This is a genomic window from Kitasatospora indigofera (assembly GCF_014655955.1).
Classification (GTDB): domain Bacteria; phylum Actinomycetota; class Actinomycetes; order Streptomycetales; family Streptomycetaceae; genus Kitasatospora; species Kitasatospora indigofera.
Genome location: NZ_BNBO01000007.1, coordinates 24,937 through 46,969 on the forward strand (window position 1 = coordinate 24,937; position 22,033 = coordinate 46,969).

19 protein-coding genes, 3 tRNA genes and 1 pseudogene are annotated in these 22,033 nt (G+C 76.7%); 14 read left to right on the top strand and 9 right to left on the bottom strand.

The annotated features are described in order from the left end of the window. The first annotated feature begins 29 nt into the window (after positions 1 to 29). Both IE329_RS41440 and IE329_RS09195 read left to right on the top strand, forming a co-directional pair. A complete protein-coding gene (locus tag IE329_RS41440) occupies positions 30 to 503 on the top strand; it encodes a tetratricopeptide repeat protein (protein ID WP_190210356.1) in 474 nt (157 codons plus the stop codon). Next, on the top strand, positions 500 to 1,669 hold the full coding sequence (locus tag IE329_RS09195; RefSeq protein WP_190210357.1) for a flavin-containing monooxygenase: 1,170 nt from the start codon (positions 500 to 502) through the stop codon (positions 1,667 to 1,669). The genes IE329_RS41440 and IE329_RS09195 overlap by 4 nt, the downstream gene beginning before the upstream one ends. A gap of 57 nt (positions 1,670 to 1,726) precedes the next feature. Here the strand turns inward: IE329_RS09195 and IE329_RS09200 are convergent. The 4 genes from IE329_RS09200 to IE329_RS09215 form a co-directional block, all read right to left on the bottom strand. Further along, a tRNA-Tyr gene (locus IE329_RS09200) sits at positions 1,727 to 1,806 on the bottom strand. Positions 1,807 to 1,974: 168 nt separating this feature from the next. Further along, a tRNA-Ser gene (locus IE329_RS09205) sits at positions 1,975 to 2,059 on the bottom strand. A 4-nt stretch (positions 2,060 to 2,063) separates the two neighbouring features. Further along, positions 2,064 to 2,136, bottom strand: a tRNA-Gln gene (locus tag IE329_RS09210). Positions 2,137 to 2,447: 311 nt separating this feature from the next. Further along, the gene (locus IE329_RS09215) at positions 2,448 to 2,999 is read right to left on the bottom strand and encodes a TIGR03086 family metal-binding protein (RefSeq protein WP_190210358.1); all 552 of its coding nucleotides are present in this window, start codon (positions 2,997 to 2,999) and stop codon (positions 2,448 to 2,450) included. Between the two features lie 119 nt (positions 3,000 to 3,118). Between IE329_RS09215 and IE329_RS09220 the strand changes: the two genes are divergently transcribed. Together IE329_RS09220 and IE329_RS09225 are read left to right on the top strand one after the other, a co-directional pair. Then, positions 3,119 to 3,475 carry an ArsR/SmtB family transcription factor gene (locus tag IE329_RS09220; protein ID WP_190210359.1) on the top strand — a complete coding sequence of 119 codons (357 nt, stop codon included), beginning with the start codon at positions 3,119 to 3,121 and terminating at the stop codon, positions 3,473 to 3,475. Positions 3,476 to 3,511: 36 nt separating this feature from the next. Further along, complete coding sequence (locus tag IE329_RS09225; RefSeq protein WP_190210360.1) at positions 3,512 to 3,961, top strand: SRPBCC family protein; 450 nt, start codon at positions 3,512 to 3,514, stop codon at positions 3,959 to 3,961. Between the two features lie 176 nt (positions 3,962 to 4,137). On the opposite strand, the gene IE329_RS09230 is transcribed toward IE329_RS09225, so the two are convergent. Further along, positions 4,138 to 4,872, bottom strand: a complete 735-nt coding sequence (locus tag IE329_RS09230) for an ABC transporter ATP-binding protein (protein WP_190210361.1) — start codon at positions 4,870 to 4,872, stop codon at positions 4,138 to 4,140. Positions 4,873 to 5,048: 176 nt separating this feature from the next. Here IE329_RS09230 and IE329_RS09235 point away from each other — a divergent pair, with 176 nt between their 5' ends. The 4 genes from IE329_RS09235 to IE329_RS09250 all read left to right on the top strand — a co-directional run bounded on the left by IE329_RS09235 (position 5,049) and on the right by IE329_RS09250 (position 12,605). Then, complete coding sequence (locus IE329_RS09235; protein ID WP_190210362.1) at positions 5,049 to 8,408, top strand: ABC transporter permease; 3,360 nt, start codon at positions 5,049 to 5,051, stop codon at positions 8,406 to 8,408. Beyond that, complete coding sequence (locus IE329_RS09240; protein ID WP_190210363.1) at positions 8,405 to 11,197, top strand: hypothetical protein; 2,793 nt, start codon at positions 8,405 to 8,407, stop codon at positions 11,195 to 11,197. The genes IE329_RS09235 and IE329_RS09240 overlap by 4 nt, the downstream gene beginning before the upstream one ends. Next, entirely contained in the window at positions 11,194 to 12,198 is a 1,005-nt protein-coding gene (locus IE329_RS09245; RefSeq protein WP_190210364.1) for an ABC transporter ATP-binding protein, read from the top strand. Before IE329_RS09240 ends, IE329_RS09245 begins: the two co-directional genes overlap by 4 nt. Before the next feature lie 140 nt (positions 12,199 to 12,338). Continuing rightward, complete coding sequence (locus IE329_RS09250; protein ID WP_190210491.1) at positions 12,339 to 12,605, top strand: metal-sensitive transcriptional regulator; 267 nt, start codon at positions 12,339 to 12,341, stop codon at positions 12,603 to 12,605. A gap of 120 nt (positions 12,606 to 12,725) precedes the next feature. On the opposite strand, the gene IE329_RS09255 is transcribed toward IE329_RS09250, so the two are convergent. Together IE329_RS09255 and IE329_RS09260 are read right to left on the bottom strand one after the other, a co-directional pair. Continuing rightward, complete coding sequence (locus IE329_RS09255; protein ID WP_190210365.1) at positions 12,726 to 13,493, bottom strand: CbtA family protein; 768 nt, start codon at positions 13,491 to 13,493, stop codon at positions 12,726 to 12,728. Positions 13,494 to 13,513: 20 nt separating this feature from the next. Beyond that, a complete protein-coding gene (locus tag IE329_RS09260) occupies positions 13,514 to 13,729 on the bottom strand; it encodes a CbtB domain-containing protein (protein WP_073921339.1) in 216 nt (71 codons plus the stop codon). 315 nt (positions 13,730 to 14,044) lie between these two features. Between IE329_RS09260 and IE329_RS09265 the strand changes: the two genes are divergently transcribed. The 6 genes and pseudogenes from IE329_RS09265 (at position 14,045) to IE329_RS09285 (ending at position 19,022) form a co-directional block, all read left to right on the top strand. Continuing rightward, a complete protein-coding gene (locus tag IE329_RS09265) occupies positions 14,045 to 14,647 on the top strand; it encodes a histidine phosphatase family protein (RefSeq protein ID WP_190210366.1) in 603 nt (200 codons plus the stop codon). A 98-nt stretch (positions 14,648 to 14,745) separates the two neighbouring features. After that, positions 14,746 to 14,967, top strand: coding sequence for a hypothetical protein (locus IE329_RS09270; protein ID WP_073921337.1), 222 nt, complete (start codon positions 14,746 to 14,748; stop codon positions 14,965 to 14,967). Positions 14,968 to 15,040: 73 nt separating this feature from the next. Beyond that, a pseudogene (gene ligD, locus IE329_RS40415) lies at positions 15,041 to 15,913 on the top strand (non-homologous end-joining DNA ligase); the annotation flags it as partial. A 192-nt stretch (positions 15,914 to 16,105) separates the two neighbouring features. Next, positions 16,106 to 16,963, top strand: coding sequence for an ATP-dependent DNA ligase (locus IE329_RS40420; RefSeq protein ID WP_229927314.1), 858 nt, complete (start codon positions 16,106 to 16,108; stop codon positions 16,961 to 16,963). 144 nt (positions 16,964 to 17,107) lie between these two features. Further along, positions 17,108 to 18,229, top strand: coding sequence for a non-homologous end joining protein Ku (ku, locus tag IE329_RS09280; protein ID WP_190210368.1), 1,122 nt, complete (start codon positions 17,108 to 17,110; stop codon positions 18,227 to 18,229). 334 nt (positions 18,230 to 18,563) lie between these two features. Then, a complete protein-coding gene (locus IE329_RS09285) occupies positions 18,564 to 19,022 on the top strand; it encodes a DinB family protein (protein ID WP_229927315.1) in 459 nt (152 codons plus the stop codon). 23 nt (positions 19,023 to 19,045) lie between these two features. Here IE329_RS09285 and IE329_RS09290 read toward each other — a convergent pair whose 3' ends face one another. Together IE329_RS09290 and IE329_RS09295 are read right to left on the bottom strand one after the other, a co-directional pair. Next, the gene (locus IE329_RS09290) at positions 19,046 to 19,639 is read right to left on the bottom strand and encodes a 3'-5' exonuclease (RefSeq protein ID WP_190210370.1); all 594 of its coding nucleotides are present in this window, start codon (positions 19,637 to 19,639) and stop codon (positions 19,046 to 19,048) included. A gap of 62 nt (positions 19,640 to 19,701) precedes the next feature. Then, positions 19,702 to 22,020 (bottom strand): alpha-N-acetylglucosaminidase, encoded by a 2,319-nt coding sequence (locus IE329_RS09295; RefSeq protein ID WP_229927286.1) that lies wholly within the window; start codon positions 22,018 to 22,020, stop codon positions 19,702 to 19,704. Positions 22,021 to 22,033: the final 13 nt, after the last annotated feature.

Consider the following 22,033-nt stretch of genomic DNA (forward strand, 5'->3'; position numbering starts at 1 on the left):
GGGGTTCCGCGGCGACCTGGGAGTCGATCATGGTGACGGGCGGGCCGGTCGGGGCGACGGACGGCACACGGGGCACCGGCCGTGGGCCCGGGCCGCGGGCCGAGGGTGAGCCCGTACGGTTCGCCGCCGCGGTGATGCGCGGGACGGCGCTGGCGGAACTCGGTGACTACGCCGGGGCCGAAGCCGTCCTGCGGGGTGCGATCCGGGTGCACGAGGCCGTGCACGGCCCGGACGATCCCCGCCTCGCGCTGCCGTTGCGGGCCCTCGCCGCGACCAGGGCGGCGCGCGGCGGCCTCGCCGAGGCGGAGCGGCTGTCCCTGCGGGTGCTCGCCCTCGTCCAGGACGGCGCGGGGCACCCGGCAGCCCGCGGCGCGGCAGCGGTACCCCGTCCCGCACCGGCAGCGCCCGCCGCCGCTGCGGCGGCACCGCACGGAACACCCCCGGCGGGCGCCGACGGCGGGGCCCGGCGGCAGGAACAGGAAGGGAGAAGTGAGCAGTCATGACCGAGGAGCGCTTCGAAACGGTGATCATCGGTGGTGGCCAGGCCGGCCTCAGCGTCGGCTACCATCTGGCGTCGCTGGGCAGGGAGTTCGTGATCCTGGAGGGCGGCCGACGGGTCGGCGACAACTGGCGGGTGCACTGGGACTCGCTGCGCCTCTACACCCCGGCCCGCTACGACGGCCTGCCCGGCATGAAGTTCCCCGCACCGCGCTGGTCCTTCCCCGGCAAGGACGCGATGGGGGACTTCCTCGCCGCCTACGCCGAGCGGTACCGGCTGCCCGTCCGGACGGAGGCGAGGGTGCGGCGGCTGCGGCCGGACGGTGACGGCTATCGCGTGAGCCTCGGTCACGGCGACAGTGACGGTGACGGCGAACTGCGGGCCGACAACGTGGTGGTGGCGACCGGCACCTTCGGTCGCAAACCGTACGTGCCGTCCTTCGCCGAGGAGTTGGACCCGGGCATCCGCCGGCTCCATTCGGCCTCGTACCGGAACGAAGCCCAACTGCGGCCCGGGCCCGTGCTGGTGGTCGGGGCCTCGCACTCGGGGGCGGACATCGCCTTCGAGGCGGCCGCCCGGCACCGGACCGTCCTGTGCGGCCGGGACACCGGGCAGATCCCGTTCCGGCTCGGCTCCCGGCCGATGAGGGCCGTCGCCCCGCTGCTCTGGCTGGTCGCCGGCCACCTGCTGACCGTCCGCACCCCGATCGGGCGCAAGGCGGCAGCCGAGATCCGTGTGCACGGCGGCCCGCTGCTCCGGGTGAGGTCCGCGGACCTCGCCGCCGCCGGCGTGGAGCGGGTCACCGACCGGATGACGGGCGTGCGTGGCGGCCGCCCGGTGCTGGCCGGCGGGCGTGTCCTGGACGTGGCGAACGTGGTCTGGTGCACCGGGTTCCGGCAGGACTTCAGCTGGATCGACATCCCGGTGTTCCGGGAGGACGGCTGGCCGGAGGAGAGCTGCGGCATCGTGGCCGCCTCGCCCGGGCTGTACTTCGCGGGCCTGTCGTTCCAGCGTGCCTTCAGCTCGATGCTGGTCGGCGGCGCCGGCCGGGACGCCCGGATCGTCGCCAGGCACATCGCCGCCCGCGAGCGCCCGACGGCCGGGCGCACCGGGCGCACCGGGACTCCCGGGAGCGCCGGACGGCGGCCCGGGGCGGTGACGGCCGCCTGACCGGCGGCGCACCGGTCGGCGGTGCCTGCGGGCCGGCGGGACGTGCCCGGCCGGGAGTGGGCGAGGACGGAGTCGAACCGTCACAGCCGAAGCGGGGGCTTTACAGGCCCTTGGGCTCACCAGTGCCCAGCTCACCCTGGACGGAGGGGCGGGCGGACGGACCGCGGACGCCTTCGCGTCGCGGGGGTCCGCCCGGCCCGGGCTCGGTTCGAGTTGCCGGCCCGGCCCTCCGGGAACTGCCGAGTGCGCTCCTCGGGAGCGCACTTCACAGCAAGGTCATGTATCGAGTGGATGACTTCACTGCGCGGAGAGTGCGCGGATCGAACGCGCGCGGGCTCGCACCCGACCACGGCTCAGCAAGCCGCTGCCCTACCACTCGGCCAACTCTCCAACGCTGCCGGACGAGGATTCGAACCTCGAATCTCCTGAGTCAGAGTCAGGCGTGCTGCCAGTTGCACCATCCGGCACGGGAGGGCGGCACGAAAAAGCCGCCCTCGCGGGGATTCCCCCGGGGCGGCTCGGCCGTCGGCCGGTCACCGTGCGAGGGGAAGTCCCCGACTGCGCCGGGAACGTGCGGAACGCTGATACGACTGGACAGTGGTGGTGTTCATCATGCGTTCCTTCCTGCGTTCTCCGGTGGCGATGCGCCCACTCTGCACCAGGGCGATCGGGGCGGGCAACCGCATTTTCCGCGACGGCCCGCCGGGGATTCCGGCGGGCCGCCGCGGGGCCGGTCCCGCTGCGGCGGGTCGTCGGCGGGGCTCGGCGGGCCCGCCGGTCAGGGGCGCCGGGCCGGGGTGCGTCCGCTGGCGCCGAGCGCGCGGTCGAACGGGCCGGCGTCGGCCGGGACGTCGACCGGAGGTCCGTACGAGCCGTTGGCGCGGGCCTGGCCGGCGAGCTGCTCGACCACGCCGAGGACGGTCTTCGCGGTGCTCTCGCCGACCGGGTGGTCGAGGCCGAGTGCCTGGGCCAAGTCCCATCCGTGCAGGGCGAGTTCCTGTAGCGTGATGGCCGCGGCGACCTCGGCGGGCAGGGTGCCGGGCCCGAATTCGGTGGTGCCGGAGAGCGCGTCGGGGGCGCGCCAGGCGGCGGCGGTGCGTTCGGCCGCGCGGGCGACGGCGGCCGGGTCGGTCAGCGGCGGGACGGGTTCGGCGGGGCGGGGCTCCTTGCGGGCGGCCCGCTCCGAGTCGGGCAGGATGCCGCCGAGGTGGGCCAGCAGGTCGCCGACGGAGTAGTCGGGGCAGGGGGTGCGGCGGTCGAGCTGGTCGGGGGTGATCCGGCCGGCGGTGGCGGCGAACAGGGTGGCGAGTTCGCTCAGTGCGGTGCGCATGGCGACGGTCCTTGCGGGAGAGGGGTGGTGCGGCCCTGGGGAGCGGGCCCATTCGCTTAAGTCGAGACTAAAACGACGGCCCGGCCGTCGCAAGCTGAAGCCATGACTAAAATGTCCCCATGGATGCGGTGCGCGTGGTCGCCGAACCCAGACGGCGCGCGATCCTGTGGCTGATCTGGGACGAGGAGTTGTCCGCCGGCGAGATCGCCGAGCGGTTCGACGTCACGTTCGGCGCCGTCTCGCAGCATCTGAAGGTGCTCCGCGACGCGGGGCTGGTTACGCTGCGCCAGGAGGGCCGCAAGCGCTACTACCGGGCCGACCGGGACGCGATGGGCCCGCTGGCCACGTACCTGCAGACGATGTGGGCCGACAGACTGGACGCCCTGGCCGAACTCGCCGAGCAGGCGGAGCGGGCCGGGAGCACGGAAGACCCCGAACGCGCCGCCCGGGCCCGGCAGGCGGACCCCCGGGCCTGACCGGCCCGCCCCGGGCCCGAGGGAAGGACCCCACCCATGAGCGACCCCGTGGTGACCGTGGAGCGGCGGATCGCCGCCCGGCCCGAAACGGTGTTCTCCTTCTTCACCGACCGTGACCGCTGGCTGTCCTGGATGGGCAGGGACGGCGACTTCGCGTTCGTCCCGGGCGGTGCCTACCGCACCCACGTGGCCGCCGCCAACCACGCGGCCGGGCACTTCGTGGAGATCGACCCGCCGAAGCGGGTGGTGTTCACCTGGGGCTGGGAGAGCGGCGGGATGCCCCTCCCGCCCGGATCCAGCACGGTCGAGATCACCCTCGAACCCGAGGGCGAGGGCACCTTCGTCCGGCTGGTCCACCGCGACCTGCCGCCGGAGGCCTGCGTCCCGCACCACGAGGGCTGGGTGCACTACCTGGACCGGCTGGTGGTCCGCGCCGAGGGCGGCGACCCGGGCGTCGACAGCTGGTTGGAGAGCACCCACGTCTGACAGGCGGCCCGTCCCGCCGGCCGGCAGCCCGCCGGCCGGCAGCCCGCCGGCCGGCAGCACGGCAGCCCGGCAGCCCGGTGGCCGGGCCGCCCGGGCCGGGTGGGGCCGCCGGCGGCCCGGGTCCTTCCGCACCGTCCGGCCCCCGTGCTGCCCGGTACGGTCGCGCCGGGGCCGGGCTACTCGGCCGCCTGCTCGGTCGTCCGGCCGTCGCGCAGTTCCACCACCCGGTCGGCGAGTTCCATCAGGGCGGGGTCGTGGGTGGCGACCAGGGCGGTGACTCCCTCGCTGCGGACCACCGCGCGGAGCAGCTCCATCACCGAGCGGCCGGTCTCGGAGTCCAGCTGGCCGGTCGGCTCGTCCGCGATGATCAGGGCCGGCTCGTTGGCCAACGCCCTTGCGATGGCCACGCGTTGCTGCTGGCCGCCGGAGAGTTCGCCCGGCCGTTGGCCGGCGTGGCCGGCCAGGCCGACCAGGGCGAGCAGGGCGTGGGCCCGCTCCTCGCGCTGCTTGGCGGGCAATTTGCGCAGGCGCATCGGGACGCCGACGTTCTCGGCGGCGGTGAGCACGGGGATCAGGCCGAAGGACTGGAAGACGAAGCCGATCCGGTCCCGGCGCAGGGCGAGCCGGCCGTCCTCGTCCAGCGAGGCCAGGTCGGTGCCCTCCAGCTCGACCCGCCCGCCGGTCGGGGTGTCCAGCCCGCCCACCAGGTTGAGCAGGGTGGTCTTGCCGGAGCCCGACCTGCCCTTGAGCGCGGTGAGTTCGCCACGGGCGGCGGAGAAGCTGACCCCGCGCAGGGCGTGCACGGCCTGCGGTCCGCTGCCGAAGCTCCGCCGCAGGTCCTCCACCAGCACCATGGGTGCCGGGACGTCCGCCGGTGAAGCCGCCGGTGTGCCCGCCGCTCGCTGGCTCATGCTGAGTCCCCCCGGGGGTCGGCCCGGAGGCCGGTCGTTGTCGGTGTGATGTTCGTGAGGGTTTGAATTTGCTCATCCTTTGCGCGAATTGCGCAAGACCCTTCCATGCGATGATCGAATCTGACAGGATCGTCCGCTATCCGGTGTGAAGGAACCGGCCTTGGGGGAGGAACGGCATGCTCGGGTTCGTCCTTCGCCGCCTGCGCGGGCGACTCCCGCTCGCCGCGGCCGTCCTGGTCACGGTGCTGATCACGACGGCGATGCTGACCGCGATCGTGGCGTTCAACCGCTCCGTGGGCGAGGCCGGTCTGCGCCAGGCGCTCCAGGGGCCCGGCCGGAGCAGGGCCACCGTCCTGGTCACCGGGGAGCGCGCCGCCCCGGACCGCGGCACCGACGACGCGGCCGTCCGGGCCTTCGCCGGCGACCTCTTCGGCCCGCTCCCGGCCCGGGTCGAGAGCGCCGCCCGCAGCCGCTCGTACGGGCTGCCCGCCGCCGGACCCGAGGCCGCCGGACCGGGGGCGGTCGGCGCCGCCGACGGCCGGGGCGCCACCGGCAAGGACCCGGATCTCACCGTCCTGGTGGCCCTCGACCGCGACCGGGCGCACCTGCTGGCCGGCCGCTGGCCGCAGCCGTCCGCCCCGACGCCCCGGGCCGCCGGACCCGCCGCCGGCGCTGCCGTCGAGGCCGCGGTCCCGCCCGCCGCGCTGGCCCGCCTGGGGCTGACCGCCGCGGCCCTGCCCGCCCCGGTGACCCTGGCCGACCGCTTCCAGGGGAGCTCGCTGACGGTGCTGGTCACCGGTGTGTACCAGGCGGCCGACCGCACCGACCCGTACTGGCGGCTCGACCCGCTCGGCGGCGCGGAGGTGCAGGTCAGCAGCTTCACCACCTACGGGCCCCTGCTGGTGGACGACGCCGCGTTCACCTCCGGCACGCTGGTCCAGAGCGGCCGGAGCTGGCTGGTCCGGGCCGACTTCGGTGCCGTCCGGCCCGCCGGGGCCGAGGCCCTGCGGCTTCGGGCCGACACCGTCGCCGCCGCCCTGCAGCACACCGCCGCGCTCCGCGTGCAGACCGAACTCACCGCCCTGCTCGGAGAGTTGAAGTCGGGTTCGGTGGTCGCCCGGTCGACCGTACTCATCGGCGCCCTGCAACTCGCGGTGCTCGGCGCGGCAGCCCTGCTGCTGGTCGTCACCCTGCTGACCGGCCGGCAGGAGGGCGAGAACGCCCTGCTGGCCGCCCGAGGCGCCTCGCGCGGCCGGATCGGCCTGCTCACCGCCGCCGAATCCGTCCTGCTGGCGCTGCCCGCGGCCCTGCTCGCACCCCTGCTCACCCCGCCGCTGCTGCACCTGCTGGGCCGCTTCGGACCGCTCTCCCGGGTGCCGCTGGACACCTCCCTGCCGTGGATCCTGTGGCCCGTCGCGGCCGCCTGCGCGCTGGCCTGCGTGCTGCTCACCACCCTGCCCGGACTGCTCCGCGGGGCCGGCGCCGCCGCGCTGCGCCGGGCCGGCCGCCGGCAGGCCGTGGTGGCCGGCGCGGCGCGCTCCGGCGCCGACCTCGCCCTGCTCGCCCTCGCCGTGCTGGCCCACCGGCAACTGGCCCGGCAGAGCGGCGGCCCGCTCGCGGCCGAGACCGCCGGGCGGCTCGGCGTCGATCCCGTCCTGGTCGCCGCACCGACCCTGGCCCTCTGCGCCGGCACCCTGTTCGTCCTGCGCCTGCTGCCGTTCGCCGCCCGGCTGGGCGGCCGGCTGGCCGCCCGCGGACGGGGCCTGGGCCCGGCCCTGGTGGGCTGGCAGTTCGCGCGCCGGCCCGGCCGGGCCACCGGACCGGTCCTGCTCCTGGTGCTCGCCGTCGCCACCGGGGTCCTGGCGCTCGGCCAGCACAGCGCCTGGTCCGCCTCGCAGCGCGACCAGGCCGACTTCGCGACCGCCGGGGGGCTGCGGATCACCGGCTCCGGCCTGGCCGCGATGGGCCAGGGCGGACGCTACGCCGCGCTGCCCGGCGGCGAACGGCTGATCCCGGTCGTCCAGGCCGACCAGTCGCTGCCCGGCGGTGGCACCGGCCGGGTGCTGGCGCTGGACGCGGCCGGCGCGGCCGAGCACCTGCGGGTCCGTCCCGACCTGTTCGACGGGCACGGCGCCCGCGAGCTGCTGGCGCCGCTGGTGCGCCCCGCACCCTCCGGCCGGGCGGCCGGCGTCGTGCTGCCGGGCCACCCGGCGCGGATCGACCTGGAGGTGGGCGTCCGGGTGCTGCAACGCTCCGCCGCGGCCGGGCCGCCGTCCGACGGCGCGCCCGTCCGCCCCGGCCTCTGGCTGATGCTGCGCGACCGCTTCGGCACCACCTACCGCACCCTCGTCCCCGGCCTGCCGGCCGAGGGCGAGGCGAAGGTCTCCGTCGACCTGGCCGCGCTGACGGACGCCCCGCTCGGCTCCGTCGCCGCGCCGCTGACCCTGACCGGCCTGGTGGTCGGCTACGGCTGGGCGGGCGGCGAACGGATCGAGGGCGAGCTGACGGTGGGCCGGATCGCGGCGGCCGACACCCCGGACGGCCCGGCCGCACCCCTCCCCGCCGGGCCGGACTGGTCGCAGGCGCCCGCGACGGGCGGCGGCACCGCGGCCGTGACCGTGGAGGACATCCCTGCGGAGCAGCGGGCCGCCGGCACGCTGCTCCGGCTGCGCTACCGCAGCGGGCCCGCGGACTTCCGCGGCGTCCGCGTCCCGCTGGTCCCGGCGGGCGGCGCCCCGGTCGCGTCCGCCGGCGGCGAACTGCCCGGCCTCGCCACGCGCGACTACCTGACGGCCGTCGGCGCCTCCGTCGGCGAGCTCGTCCGGGTGCCCTTCGGCGGGGTGCGGGTGCCGGTCCGGATCACCGCCGCCGTGGACTCGGTGCCGGTGGCCGGCCGCACCGCGCTCGTCCTCGACCTGGGCTCCGCCGGGCGGCTGCTGGCCGGCAGCGGGGTGGAGACGCCCGTCCCGAACGAGTGGTGGCTGCCCGCCACCTCCGAGCACGACCCCGACCCGGTGGCGGCGGCCGCCGCGCTCCGCTCCGCACCCGGCACCCAACTCCTGCACCTGCGCGAGGAGATCGTCGCCGGGCTGCTGGAGGACCCGGTGAGCGCCGCCCCGCAGACCGCGCTGGCCGCGCTGGCCGTCGCCACCGCGGTGCTCGCCGCGATCGGCTTCGCCGCGGCCGCGGCCGCCGCGTCGGCCGAACGGGCGGGGGAGTTCGCCGTGCTGATGGCCCTCGGCGTGCCGCGGCGCCGGCTGACCCGTACGGTCGCCGCCGAGCAGGCCGTCCTGGTCGGCCTGGGCACGCTGGTCGGGATCGGCCTGGGCACCCTGATGGTCCGGCTGATCGTCCCGCTGGTGGTGCTCACCCCGGCCGCCCGCCGGCCCGTGCCGGACGTGCTGGCCGGGCCGCCCCTCGGCGCGACCCTGCTGCTCGCGGCCGCGATCGGCGCCGTGCCCCTGCTGTCGGCCTTCCTCGGCGGTCGCCACCGCCGGGGCCCGGCCGCCCGGCTGCGACTCGTGGAGGAGATGTGAGCACCCGCGACCAGGCCGGACCGGCCGACCGGACGGGACGGGCCGACCGGGCCCGGCGGCCCGCGCCGTGGGTGCGCACCCGGCTGCGTGCGGCGCCGCCGGCCGTCCTGCTCGGCGCCGCCCTCGCCTTCGGCCTGGTCCTGCTCGCCACGGCCCTGCCGCGCGCCCTGGACCGCGGCGCCGACGGCGCGCTGCGCTCCTACCTCCGCGACGCCGGCCCGGTCGCGACCAGCCTGCTGGCCAGCGCCCCGCTGAGACCCGGGCAGGACTCGCCCGAGAGCCTCGACACGGCGCTCGCCACCCTCCGCGGCCGGGTCGGGTCCGCGTTCCGGCTCGACCCGAGCGGGCCGGTGCACGGCGCCCGTGCGCTGCACCCGCGCAGCCTCTCCAACCCCGAACTCGCCCGCCCCGAAGCGGTGCCGCCCCAGCTCGGCCTGTACTTCCTGCCCGCCGCCGGCGACCACGTCCGGCTGGTCGAGGGCCGGTGGCCCGCCGGCGGCCCGGCCGACGGCCCCATCCCCGTCGCGCTGGCCGCCGAGGCCGCCGCGACCCTCGGCGCCCGGGTCGGCTCCGTCCTGGTGGCCCCCTCCTCGGTCGGGGTCCCGCTGCGGGCGGAGGTGGTCGGCCTCTACCGCGCCGCCGATCCGGCGGAGGACTACTGGACCGGCCTGTCCTGCCTCACCGAGGCCTGCCTCAGCCTGACCAACGTCCTGCCCGCCGAGTCCTTCTGGACGACCGCCGGCCTGGTCGGGCCGGAATCCGTGGACCGACTGGCGGACTGGGGCGTCCGGGCCGAGGACTTCTGGCGGCTGCCGCTCGACCCCGGCGGGATGCGGGCCGACCGGCTGGCCGGCACCGGCGCCCAGCTGGCCTCCTTCGTGACCGGCCCGCAGGCCGCCGAACTGGCCTCCGCCACCGGCCGCGGCGAACTGCGGATCGCCTCCGACCTGCCGGACCTCTTCACCCGGGCGCAGGCCCGCCGGTTCGCCGCCGCGCCGCTGACCGCCGTCGGCCCGGCCGGCGTGGCCGGGGTCGCCCTGGTGGTGCTCTGCCTGGCGGCCGGACTCACGGCCGACCGCCGTGCCGGTGAGCTGCACCTGCTCCGGGCCCGCGGCGGGTCACGCGCCGGCATCCTCGGCCGGCTGCTCGGCGAGGGCGCGGTGACCGTGCTGCCCGCGGCGGCCGCCGCCACCCTGCTGGCCTTCGTCCTGCTCCCCGCACCGCGCTGGACGGCCGCCCTGCTGGGGGCCCTCGCCACCACGCTGCTCGCCCTGCTGGCGCTGCCGGTCCGGGCCGCCGTGCTGCTCGCCGCCCCCCGGTCGGCCGCCGGGCGGCGCCGCACGGTCGCCGAACTCGCCGTGCTGGCCGCCACGGTGGCCGCCGTGACCGAAGTCCGCCGCCGGGGTGTCGCGCCGCCCGGCGAGGGCCTGGACCCGCTGCTGGTCGCCGCCCCGCTGTTGCTGGCGCTGACCGGCGCGCTGCTGCTGGCCCGGCTCCAGCCGGTGCTGGTCGGGGCGCTGGCCCGGGCCGCCGGGCGCGGCCCCGGCGCGATCGGCTTCCTGGGGCTGGCCCGCGCGGCCCGGGGCACCGGGGCCCGCCCCGGCGCCCCGGTGCTGCCGCTGCTCGCCCTGTTGCTCGCCGTCACCACGGCCGGTTTCGGCGCCACCGTGCTGGACGCGGTGGACCACTCCCGGCTGCGGGTCGCCCGGCTCGCCGTCGGCGGTGACGCCGCCGTCGCCGCGCCCGTCCGGGGCACCCTGCCGGAGGCCTTCACCCGGGCGGCGGCGGGGCTGCCGGGCGTACGGACCGCCACCGCGCTCTGGACGGACGACGACATCGCGCTGCCCGCCGCCGCCGGCCGGGACCGGGCCACCGTGGTCGTCGCGGACCCGGCCGGGTACGCCGAGCTGGCCCGGACGGTCGGCCGCGGGCGCTTCGACCCGGCGCTGCTGGCCGGCGCGGGGCCGGGCGCCCCGGTGCCCGCGCTGGTGAGCGCCGACCTCGCCGGGTCGCTCGGCCCGGCCGCCTTCCCCCTGCGGCTGGCGGGCGGGACCGAGTTCCTGGCCACCGTCGCCGGGGTGGTCGACGGCACGCCGGCCCGCCCGAACGCGACGAAGGCGCTGATCGTGCTGCCGGCCGGCCCGACGGCGCTCAAGGTGCCCGCGGTCGGCCTCCCCAACCGCTGGTACGCGACCGGGAGCGTCGAGGACGACCGGCTGCGGGCCCTGGTCCGCGACACGGTCGCGCCCCCGGAGCCGCCCGCCGGTGCCCGGCCGGCACCGGCCGGCCGCGCGCAGGCCGGCCCGACGGTGCTGACCAGTGCCGCCATGGCGGCGAAGCTCGGCGCCGACCCGCTGCAGCACTCCGCCGGCCGGCTGTTCCAGGCCTCGGTGGCCGGCGCGGCGGGCCTCGCGCTGCTGGCGGTGCTGCTCACGCTCGTCCGGGCGGCGCCCGAACGGGGCGCGCTGCTGGCCAGGTTGCGCACCATGGGCCTGCGGCCCCGGCAGGGGCTGGCGCTGATCCTGGCCGAGACCCTGCCGCAGACGCTGGTGGCCTCGGCGGGCGGGATGCTGCTGGCGCTCGCCGCCGTGGCCCTGCTCGGGCCGGCCGTCGACCTGACCTCGCTGGTCGGCGCGGCGGTGCCGGCCGGGCTGCGGCCGGCCGCGCTGCCGGTGCTCACCCAGGCCCTGGGCCTGGCCGCGCTGGTGTCCGCCGGGGTGCTGGCCGAGGCCGCCGTGTCCGGGCGGCGACAGATCACCACCGAGTTGAGAGCAGGGGACAGCCGATGAACAGCGCGCCGCACGGCCCGGCCACCGAGCAGGTGCCGGCCCACCGCCCGCCCACCCTGGCGGAGTTGCGGCAGCGGGCGCTGGCGGCCGCGGCCCCGCGCACGCACGGTGCCGGGCTGGCGATCGTCTGCGAACGGCTGGTCCGGATCTTCAGCGCGGACGGGGTCGAGGTCCAGGCGCTGCAGGGCCTGGACCTCCAGGTCGACCAAGGTGACCTGATGGCCCTGGTCGGTGCCTCCGGCAGCGGGAAGTCCACCCTGCTCAACATCCTGGCCGGCCTGGACGTCCCGACCGCCGGCACCGCCACGGTGGCCGGCCGGGACCTGCTGGGCATGACCGCCAAGGAACGGCTGGCCTACCGCCGGGACGTGGTCGGCTTCATCTGGCAGCAGACCGCCCGCAACCTGCTGCCGTTCCTGACGATCGCTCAGAACGTCGCGCTGCCGATGCAGTTGCGCGGCGAGCGGGGCGGCCGGGCCCGCTCGGCGGCGCGCGCCGCCCGGGTGGGCGAGCTGCTGGAGGCGCTGGGCATCGGCGAGCTGGCCGGGCGCCGCCCGGCCGAGCTGTCCGGCGGCCAGCAGCAGCGGGCCGCGATCGCGGTGGCGATGGCCAACGACCCGGCGGTGCTGCTGGCCGACGAGCCCACCGGCGAGCTCGACTCGGAGACCGGTGCGGGGGTCTTCGAGGCCTTCCGGACGGTCAACCGCGAGCTGAACGCCACCGTGGTGATCGTCACCCACGACCCGCTGGTGGCCGGCGAGGTGCGCCGCACGGTCGCCGTCCGGGACGGGCGGACCAGCAGCGAGGTGCTGCGCCGTACCGTCACCGACGAGTACGGCGAGGAGTCGGTCAGCGAGCGCGAGTACGTGATGCTGGACCGCACCGGGCGGGTGCAGCTGCCGGCGAAGTTCCTGGAGGCGCTGGGCATGGAGCACCGGGTGGCGGTCGATCTGGGCGCCGACCACATCGCCGTCCGTCCGGACGGCCTGCCGGGGCACTGAGCCGCCGTGTCCGCCGCCCGGCCGTCCGTCCTTCGCCGGGCCCGCCCGCGTTCCGGCGGGCCGGGCCGCCGGGCGGCGGCCACCGGCGCGGATACCCCAGGGGGTACGATGGAGTGAACCATCGCGAGGAGGAGATGTCCGTGACCGTCGACGAGGAAGCCACCGGCGCCGTCCTGAACCGCCTGCGCCGCGCCCAGGGCCAGCTGAACGGCGTGATCGCGATGATCGAGGCCGGCCGGGACTGCAAGGACGTGGTCACCCAACTCGCGGCCGTCTCCAGGGCGCTGGACCGCGCCGGATTCAAGATCGTGGCCAGCGGGATGCGCCAGTGCCTGGCGGCCGCCGACGGCGGGACCCCGCCGATGTCCGAGGCCGAGCTGGAGAAGCTGTTCCTCACCCTCGCCTGAGCCCCGTCCCCGGCTGAGGCCCTGTTCCCGCCCGGGCGGCACCCGGCGAAGCCGGACGGGGCCGGTGGCCGCGACGAAGGTCGCTGCCACCGGCCCCGTTTCCGTGACCGGTACCGGGGGTCAGACCGCGGGAGCGGCGGCCTCCGGTGCGGCGGTGCGCTCCACGGCCGGAGCCGCCTTCGGGTTGAGCACCCGCTCGGCCAGGTGGCCGAAGAGCAGACCGAAGGACACCCAGAGGGTGACCTGGATGGCGAGGGCCGAGAGCCGGAACTGCCAGAGCAGCGTGGCCGGGAAGTCCTCCGGCACCTCGTTGACCGCGGGCAGGAACGCGTAGGCGAGGCCGACGGCCAGGGCGAACCCGGCCGCCGCGGCCACCGTCGCGTACCAGGTGCCCAGGCGCGGCGCCAGGCGCTTGCCGACGATCACCGCGGCGACCGCCAGCAGGATGCTGAGCGCCATCATCAGGAAGTACAGCGTGGTGCGCTTGCCGATCGTCTCCGGGTCGCCCACCGACGGCGGGTTGGCCGGGTACTTGAGGAACGGGACGACGTAGACCGCGAGCAGCGCCGCACCGGAGAGCAGCGCGGCGGTGGCGCGGGCGCCGAACCGGCCGACCCGGCCCAGCGCGAAGCAGAACGCGAGCGCGCCGAAGCCGCCCACCGAAATGCCGTAGACGAGCACGCCGGTGGCGAGACCGGCGGTCGACTGCACGGCACGGCTGACGAGTTCGACCTCGCCGTGTTCGTGCGCGTGCGCCTCCTCGAACGCGATCGCGGCGTCGACGTGCGGCTCACCCATCAGGTAGGCGACGATCAGGGCGAGCACGCCTGCGGCGAGGCCCGCGAGCATGCCGCGGACGAGCAGGGATCTGACAGCTGTGGAGTTCATGGAGCGGTTCCCCCGGAGTTTCAGTGGCAGGGGAAACCGAGCAGGTGGCGGCCGTCGTGCACCCATTCGTGCACGCTCTCGCCGGAGATGAGGGACGTCGCGCCCTGCTCGGCGCCGACGAAGTAGATGAGCGCCAGCATCAGGATGCCGAAGAAGACCGCCCAGGGGGCGATCGCCTTGAGCGGCAGGGTCAGTGGTGCGGCGGGGATGGCTGCGGGGGCAGCGGACTGTGCCATGACAGAGGAACCTCCTCGGGAACTCGCGTCCCGCTAGATGGTGCAGAAACGACGGCATCGGGTCTGACTCCCCGGCAGAACCGCCCGTACGGGCCGGTGCTGCGGGCTTACAGTGGCGCGACCGTGCCGGATTCTCACCGGACTTCCGTCATACCGTCGTCGTATCGGGCTTGAAGGTACCGTCTGCGGTCGGGTCCGCCAAGGGCGTGGGGACGGCGCTCTTGGGGCGGCGCCGCGCCGGTACCACCGCCGAGCGCCCGGTGCACGGAGCGATTCACCCCCGCGGCAGAGGAGTTGGACAGGATGGAGCGAGCGATGACCGTCCGCGTGACCTTGGTCTCAGCGGCGATGGGCAGCGCGCTGCGGGAGGCCCGCTTCGACGACGGCGGGCCGCTGGAGCCGGCCGGCCTGCGGCAGGCCGAGCGGGCCGCCGGTGCGCTGCCGGCCGCCGCCCGGGCGTACGCCTCCCCGTCGCCGCGCTGCGCCGCCACCGCCGCGGCGCTCGGCCTGCGGGCCGAGCCGGCGCCCGCGCTGGCCGGGTGCGCGATGGGCCGCTGGACCGGCCTGACGCTGGCCGAGGTGGCGGCGGCCGAGGGCGCGGCGGTGGCCCGCTGGCTGTCCGACCCCGCGGCCGCCCCGCACGGCGGCGAGAGCCTGCTCGACCTGTTCGCCCGGGTCGCCGGCTGGCTGGACGCGCTGCCCGGCGTCGTGGCCTCCGGCGTCGTGGCGTCCGGCGACGGCCGCGGCCCGGTGGTCGCCGTGGTCGAGCCGGACGTCGTACGCGCCGCCGCGCTGCACGCGCTGGGCGTGCCCGGGCCGGCCTTCTGGCGGCTGGACGTGCCTCCGCTGTCCGTCACCGAGCTGACCGGCCGCTCCGGCCGCTGGAACGTCCGCTGGGGGAGGCCGGCCGGCGGGTAGGCCCGGGCCGCGTCGCCCGATCGGCCGATCGGGATGGCAGCCGGGCCCGCCCGGCCAGAGCCTGGGGGCATCGTCCCCGTCCCCCGAGGAGCCCCGTCATGACCGTCACCGCCGACCTGGACAAGGTGCTGGACAAGAAGTACGAGAACCTGAGCCTGCCGGAGGTGCTCGACGCACCGGTCGCCGCCCTGGCCGGCCTCACCGACGCCCACGGCGAGGCGCTCGCCTCGCTGCGGATCAAGACCGTCGGCGACCTCGGCCGCAACAAGTACATCCGCTGGGCGGTCGCGATGGCCGACCTCCAGGACCGCACCCACTGAGCGGTCGCACCCCTGGTCCCGGCGGCCGCACCCGCGGCCGCCGGCCGGCGCGCGGGAGGTGGCGGCGGTGCCGATGACGGTGGTCGAGGGGCGCAGGCTCAACCTGTCCCACCTCGACAAGGTGTACTTCCCGCGGACCGGGACCCGCAAGGGCGAGGTGATCACCTACTACGCCACCGTGCAGTCGGCGCTGCTGCCCCACCTGCGCGACCGGCCGCTGTCCTTCCTGCGCTGCCCCGAGGGCGTGGAGGGCGAGCGGTTCTTCGCCAAGAGCCCGCCGGCCGGCACCCCCGGCTGGGTGCGCACCGTCGCCGTGCCGAGCACGGCCGGCGGGCTGCGGCAGGTGGTGGTGGAGGACGGCGCCACCCTGGTCTGGGCGGCCAACCTCGGCTGCGTCGAGTTCCACGTGCCGCAGTGGCACGGCGCCGAACCGGCGGTGGCCGACCGGCTGGTGCTCGACCTCGACCCCGGCGAGGGCGCCGACGTCCTGACCTGCCGGGCGGTCGCCCGGCTGCTGCGCGAGCGGCTGGCCGCGGACGGCCTGACCACCTGGGTCAAGACCTCCGGCTCGAAGGGCCTGCACCTGCTGGTGCCGATCACCCCCACGCCGGGGGAGGAGGTCTCCCGGTACGCCAAGGCGGTGGCCGCGGAGCTCGAACGGCTCCACCCCGACCTGGTCGTGCACACCATGGCGAAGGCCCGCCGGGTCGGCCGGGTGCTGGTCGACTGGTCCCAGAACGCGGCGAGGAAGACCACGGCCGCGCCCTACACCGTCCGGGCCCGCCCCCGCCCGACCGTCTCGACCCCGGTCAGCTGGGAGGAACTCGACCGGGCCCGGTCCGCCGGGGACCTGGAGTTCACCATCGCCGACGTCCCCGGCCGGCTGCGGGCGGACGGCGACCTGCTCGCCCCGCTGCTGCTGCCCTCCCGGGCCCGCCCGCTGCCCGAGGCCGCCGGGCCGGCCCGGGGCGCACCGGCCGCCCCCGGGCGCCGGCCGGCTCCCGCCGCGCCGGAGCGGGCGGCCCCCGGCAGGCCACGGCGCCCGGCGTCCACCCCGGCGGTGACCGCCGCGTCGACCCCGGCGTCGACCCCGGCGGCCACGGCCGGGGCCCGGCCGCCGGAACCGCCGCTGGAGGTGATGCGCCCGGCCGCCGTCGACGAGGTGCCGGAGCCGGACGGCCTCGGCGGCTCCGGCGTCGTCTACGAGCTGAAGCTGGACGGCTTCCGCTGCCTGGCCTTCGCCCGCGGTGACCGGCCGCCCTACCTGCAGTCCCGCTCCGGCCGCGACCTCTCCGCCGACTTCCCCCCGATCGCGCGGGCGGTCGCCCGGCTGCCGGTCGGCCTCGTCCTGGACGCCGAACTCGTCGCCTGGCGGGACGGCCGGTTCGCCTTCGAGGAACTCCTGCGCACCCGCGCCGCCCGCGAGGCGGACGACGTGGTGCTCGGCCTGATCGCCTTCGACGTGCTGGCACTGCCCGGCGGGCAGGACGTCCGCGGGCTGCCGCTCACCGACCGGCGCCGGCTGCTCGCGGAGGTGCTGGCCGGGGTGCCGCCGCCCGTCCAGCAGGTGATGGCCACCACCGACCGCGCCGAGGCGCTCAGCTGGGTCGAGCGGCTCGCCGCGACCGGCGTCGAGGGCCTGGTCTGCAAGGGCGCGGCCTCCCCCTACCGGGCCAGGGGCGCGGGCCGGGTCTGGGTGAAGTACCGCCCGCACGACACCACCGACGCCACCGTCACCGCCCTCACCGGGACGGCCGGCCGGCCGCAGGCGCTGCTGCTGCGGCTGGAGGACGGCCGCGAGGTGCTCAGCTCCCCCCGGCTCACCCCCGTCCAGGCCCGCCGGGTGGCCGAGGCGGCCGCCGGACTGCTCGGCGAGCCGCGCACCGACCCCGAGCACGGCCCGGTGCACCCGCTGGCCGGCCCGCTGCGGGCCGAGGTCCGGTTGGACACCGGACGGGTGCTGCGGGCCCGCTTCGTGCGGCTGCGCGGCGACTGACCGGCCGGGCGCCCGCAAGGGTGCGGCCACCGACGGACCAGCCCGGACGGACACGTGCGCCGACCAGGCCGAAAGTGGTCCCATGGATGCAGGACCTCGGCAGCGCGCGGCGCGCCCGGGCGGTCGTTCGAGAGGAGGCCAGTGATGGCCCGACCGATTTGGAGCGGGATCCTGAGCTTCGGCCTGGTGTCCGTGCCGGTGTCGCTGTACGCGGCGACCGAGGACCACACCGTGCACTTCCGGCAGATCCAGCGCGGCACCTCGGACCGGGTGCGCAACCTGCGGGTGAACGAGCGCACCGGTGAGGAGGTCGCCTTCGGCGACATCGTGAAGGGCTTCGAGACCGCCGAGGGCGAGTACGTGGTGGTCGAGCCCGAGGAGCTGGACCAGATCTCCCCCGGCCGTTCCAAGACCATCGAGATCACCGGCTTCGTCGACCTCGACCAGGTGAAGCCGATCTTCTTCGACAAGACCTACTACCTGGGCCCCAAGGGCAAGGAGTACGGCAAGGTCTACACCCTGCTGCAGAAGGCGCTGGAACAGGCCAACCGGGCCGGGATCGCGATGTTCTCGATGCGCGGCAAGGAGTACCTGACGGCCGTGCGGGCCGAGAACGGCATCCTCACCGCCCACACCATGCACTTCGCCGACGAGGTGCGCGACCCGCACCACGAGATCGGCAACCTCCCGGACGGCGACACCGCGGTCAGCGACCGCGAACTGACCATGGCCGAGCAGCTGATCGAGATGCTGGCCGTGGACTGGAACCCGGACGACTACCACGACACCTTCGAGCAGAAGGTGCACGAGCTGATCGCGGCCAAGCAGTCCGGCGCCGATTACGCCGCCCCCGAGGCAGCGCCCCGGCCCAGCAACGTCATCGACCTGATGGACATCCTCAGCCGCAGCCTGGAGAGCGCCGGCCGGCCGGCCGGGGCCGCCGGACCGGAGCAGGCCGAGGAGGCCGAGGAGGCCGAGGAGGCTCCCCGGAGCGGTCGGACCGCCGCCGGCGGCAAGGGCGCCGCGAGCCGGAAGACCGCTGCCACCACCAGGAGCAGCGGCAAGGGCAGCGGGAAGAAGGCCGCCGCCGAGGACCTGTCGCGGCTCACCAAGGCGGAGCTCTACAAGCGGGCCGGCGAGCTCGACATCCCGCACCGCTCGACGATGACCCGGGACCAGCTCCAGGCCGCCCTGGAGGAGACCACCGCCCGGGCCGGCGACCGCCCGGCCGCCAAGCCGCGCCGGCACCTGCGGGCGGCCTCCTGAGCACCGGCCCGCTCGCCTCCGCGCCGGAGCCCGGGCGGCGCGGAGGCCCCGGGCCGTCCTGCCGTGCCGCCGGCGTGCCGGGCGGCCTCTCCGGGCGGCGTTCCCGAGCGGGCGTTCCCGAGCGGGCGTTCCCGAGCGGCTGGGGCAGGCTGCGGGGGCAGGCACCCGGGCGCCGAAAACCCCTTGATCGCCGGCCCGGGCGGCGCGGTAGCCTGGCACGTCGATTCGGGCCGCCCGCGCGACGGGTGACGGGCACCGCGGCAGGCCGCGGGCGGAAGGACCAGCAGTGACCACCGAACGGATCGCCCCGCCCCTCACCGGCGGCGAGCGCGAGATGCTGCGCGCCTTCCTCGACTTCCACCGCGCCACCCTGGCGATGAAGTGCGACGGCCTCTCCGACGAGGAGCTGCGCCGGCGGTCGAGCCCGCCGTCGACGCTCTCCCTGCTCGGGCTGGTACGGCACATGGCCGAGGTCGAGCGGACGTGGTTCCGGCGGGTGATCGACGCCGAGGACGTCCCGCTCGTCTGGTCGGACGAGGTCGACTACCAGGCCGCCTACGACGCGAGCACCGCCACCCGCTCGGAGGCGTTCGCGGCCTGGCAGGCCGAGGTGGAGCACTCCCGGCGGATCGAGGCGGCCGCCGAGTCGCTCGACGTGACGGGCCACCAGCCGCGCTGGGGCGAGGACGTATCGCTGCGCCTGGTGATGCTGCACATGATGCACGAGTACGCCCGGCACAACGGGCACGCGGACTTCCTGCGCGAGGGCATCGACGGGGTCGTCGGCGCCTGAACCGGGCCGTCCGGCCCGGGGGTTCACCCGGTGGCCGGGCGGCCGCCGAGCGCTGCGCCGGCCGGCCAGGCGCCCCGGGCCGACAGTCCGAGGACCAGCGCCGCGATGTTCCACGCGTCGTCCTCGCCCCGGTGGTGGCGCCCCTCCAGCGGCAGTCCGGCGATCTCCAGCGCCCTGGCCATGCCGGGGCGTCTGCGCAGCCCGTGCGCCTCGGTGAACACCGCCTTGGCGTTGGTGTGCAGCCGCCCGAAGGGGTACTCGGTGCGGGTGGCGGCGCACTGCCGGGTGAACTGGTGCCGGTCGTAGTCGCCCCAACTGGCCCAGGGGCGCGAGCCGGACCGGTGCTCAGCGGCCAGCAGCCGGCAGGCCTCGGCGAAGCCGAGCCCGGTGTCCACCTCGGCCTGGGTCAGCCCGGTCAGCGCGGTGCAGAACGCGCTGACGGACGAGCGCTCCGGCCGGACCAGGATCCGGTGGCGGCCCACCCGCTCACCGCGGCCGGGGTCGACCACGGTCAGCCCGATCTCGATGATCTCGCTGACCGCGCCCGGCGGCGGCTGCCCGTCCCAGCAGGTCGCCTCGACGTCCACCACGTTCCACAGCCCGCCCCCGTCGTCCATGCCGCCCAGGGTAGGGAGCCGGGCGCGCCGGGGCACCTGGATTTCGGCCCGCCCGGCGGTGCTCAGCCGCGGCCGGGCGCGCGTGCCCCCGCTGCCACGGCCGCCGCCGCGGCCCGGGCCAGGGCGACCGGGTCGCCGCCGGCGGTGACCGGGTGGGCGTCCGTCCGCCGGGCCCAGTCGTCGTCGATGCTGAACCAGTCCACCGGGGCCGGCGGGGTGCCGGTGGCCAGCGCCGCGTCCAGCGAGTCGAAGTACACCCCCCAGCGCTCCGCGTAGAGGCCCGAGACCAGCCCGGACCACTCCCGGCCCGCGTAGTCGTGCAGCCCGCCGCCGTCGCTCGGGCCGCGACCGCCCCAACTGGTCAGGATGGAGCGGGCGTCGTACTCCAGCTGGTCCGCCTCGGCCGGTGACGCGCCCTGGGCCCGGGCCGCGGCCAGCCACGGCCCCAGGAGGAACCGCCGGTCGGATCCGAGGAGTTCGTCCAGCAGGCCGAGCGCGTCCTGCCAGCCGGCGGCCGCCGACCGGAAGCCCGCCAGGTCACCGGCCTCGTAGGCGGCCCTGATCCGGGGCAGCAGGGCCCGGCCGTGATCGGCCAGTGCCTGCCGGGCGAGGTTCACCAGGTCGAAGCGGTAGGCGTCGCCCGTCCGCAACGCCGGTGCCACTGCCAGCAGTTCGTCCAGTGCCCGGCGCACCAGAGCGGGGTCGTAGCGGATCGAGGGCGGGCTCCAGCCGGCCGCGCTGGTGACGGTCAGGCTCGGACGCGCGGCGAACAGGCCGTCCTGTGCCTCGCTCCAGGTGTCGGAGGGCATCGCGTACGGGCCCTGCCGCAGGGCGTCCCAGGCGGCGGCCGCGTGCGGGTCGGCGGCGCCGTAGCGCCGGGCGGCGTAGCCGCCGAACCAGCCCGCCAGGTCCACCGGCCCGTCCTGCCAGGCCAGTCGGGTGAACAGGGCGAAGGCGGCCGGGTCGGCGCCGGTCCCCTCCGGCAGGTAGGCGATGCCCTGCAGGGCGCTGCCCGGCCGGGTGCGCCACTCCTGGAAGCGCCGCGCCCAGACCCCCGCGTTGGCGCCGATCGTGGTGTGGCCGCCGAAGTTGGGGATGCTGCCGAAGGCGTACGGGGTGCCGTGCCAGTCGGCGTCCCGGTCCAGGCCCTCGTACCGGTCGGACAGGCCGTCCACGATCAGCATCCTGGACCGGTCGACCCCGGCCAGCAGCGCGTCCGAGGGGTTGTCCTGCCAGCCCAGGATGGCCCAGGTCGCCCCGGGGCGGGCGGTGAGCAGCGCCCGCTGGACGGCGGCGGCGGCCGCCGTGACGTCCACCGGGCCCGCCTGGCCGCCCTCGTGCAGCAGGTCCATCTTGAACATCGTGCTGTCCCCGAAGGCCTCGCGCTGCGCCCGGTACCAGGCGGCGGCGAGCCGGCCGAACACCGGCCCGGTCGGGTCCAGCCAGTCGGGCCGGGTGAAGCCGACCCAGTCGCCCTGCGGGACGGTCCTGGCACCGGGGTTGCGGGCGGCGAAGCCCGGCGGCACGGTGCCGAAGTACCCGGGCAGCACGGGTGTCATCCCGAGCGAGCGCAGCTGGTCGGTGATGCGTCGGCCCAACGCGGCCCGGGCGGTGAGGAGTTGCTCGGAGACCGGCCCGCCGAAGCCGCTCATGTTCTGCAGCAGCCACCAGCTCTGGTGGGCCGGCGCCGGGATCCAGCCGCGCAACTCGTCCGCGCCGTAGCCGAATTCCTGCAGCGCCCGGTAGTACGGGTACTCGGCGCCGGCCTGCACGAAGACCTCGTTGACCCCGTGCAGCGCCAGGACGTCGATCTCGTGCTGGTACGCGGCGAAGTCCCGGTAGGCGCCGGAGTAGCCGTCGTCGGTGTCGTTCAGCGCGTAGCGGTGCGGGACGACGGCCGCGCGGGTGACCGGGGCCGGCACGGCCGGCAGCACCGCGGGCAGGGCGGCCGTGGAGTCGCCGGGCAGCCCGATGTCCACCCCGGCCACGTTCTCCAGGTACCAGCCGACGCCGGTCAGCAGCGCGGCGGGGGAGGTGCCCCGGACGGCGACCGCGCCGGCAGTGCCCGAGACGGAGTAGGTGTCGGCGCCGGTCCGCGGAGCCGCCGTCAGGGTGAACTGCGCCGCCCTGGCGGGCAGCAGGCGCCCCAGCGCGGCGACGGCCGGCGCGGTGTCGAAGGGTGCGGCGGTCTGCTGCACGGCGTCGGCCTTCTGTACGGCGTCGGCATTCCGCACCGCGTCCGCCTGCCGGACGGGACGGGTCTGCCGGACGGGACCGCCCGCCGCCGCGGCGGGCAGGGGGGTGGCCCTGGCCGGGCCGGCGGCGGGTACCAGGGCGCAGCAGGCCGCCAGGGCGGTCAGGAGGGCCAGGACCGCCGGCACCGCCGGATTCGAG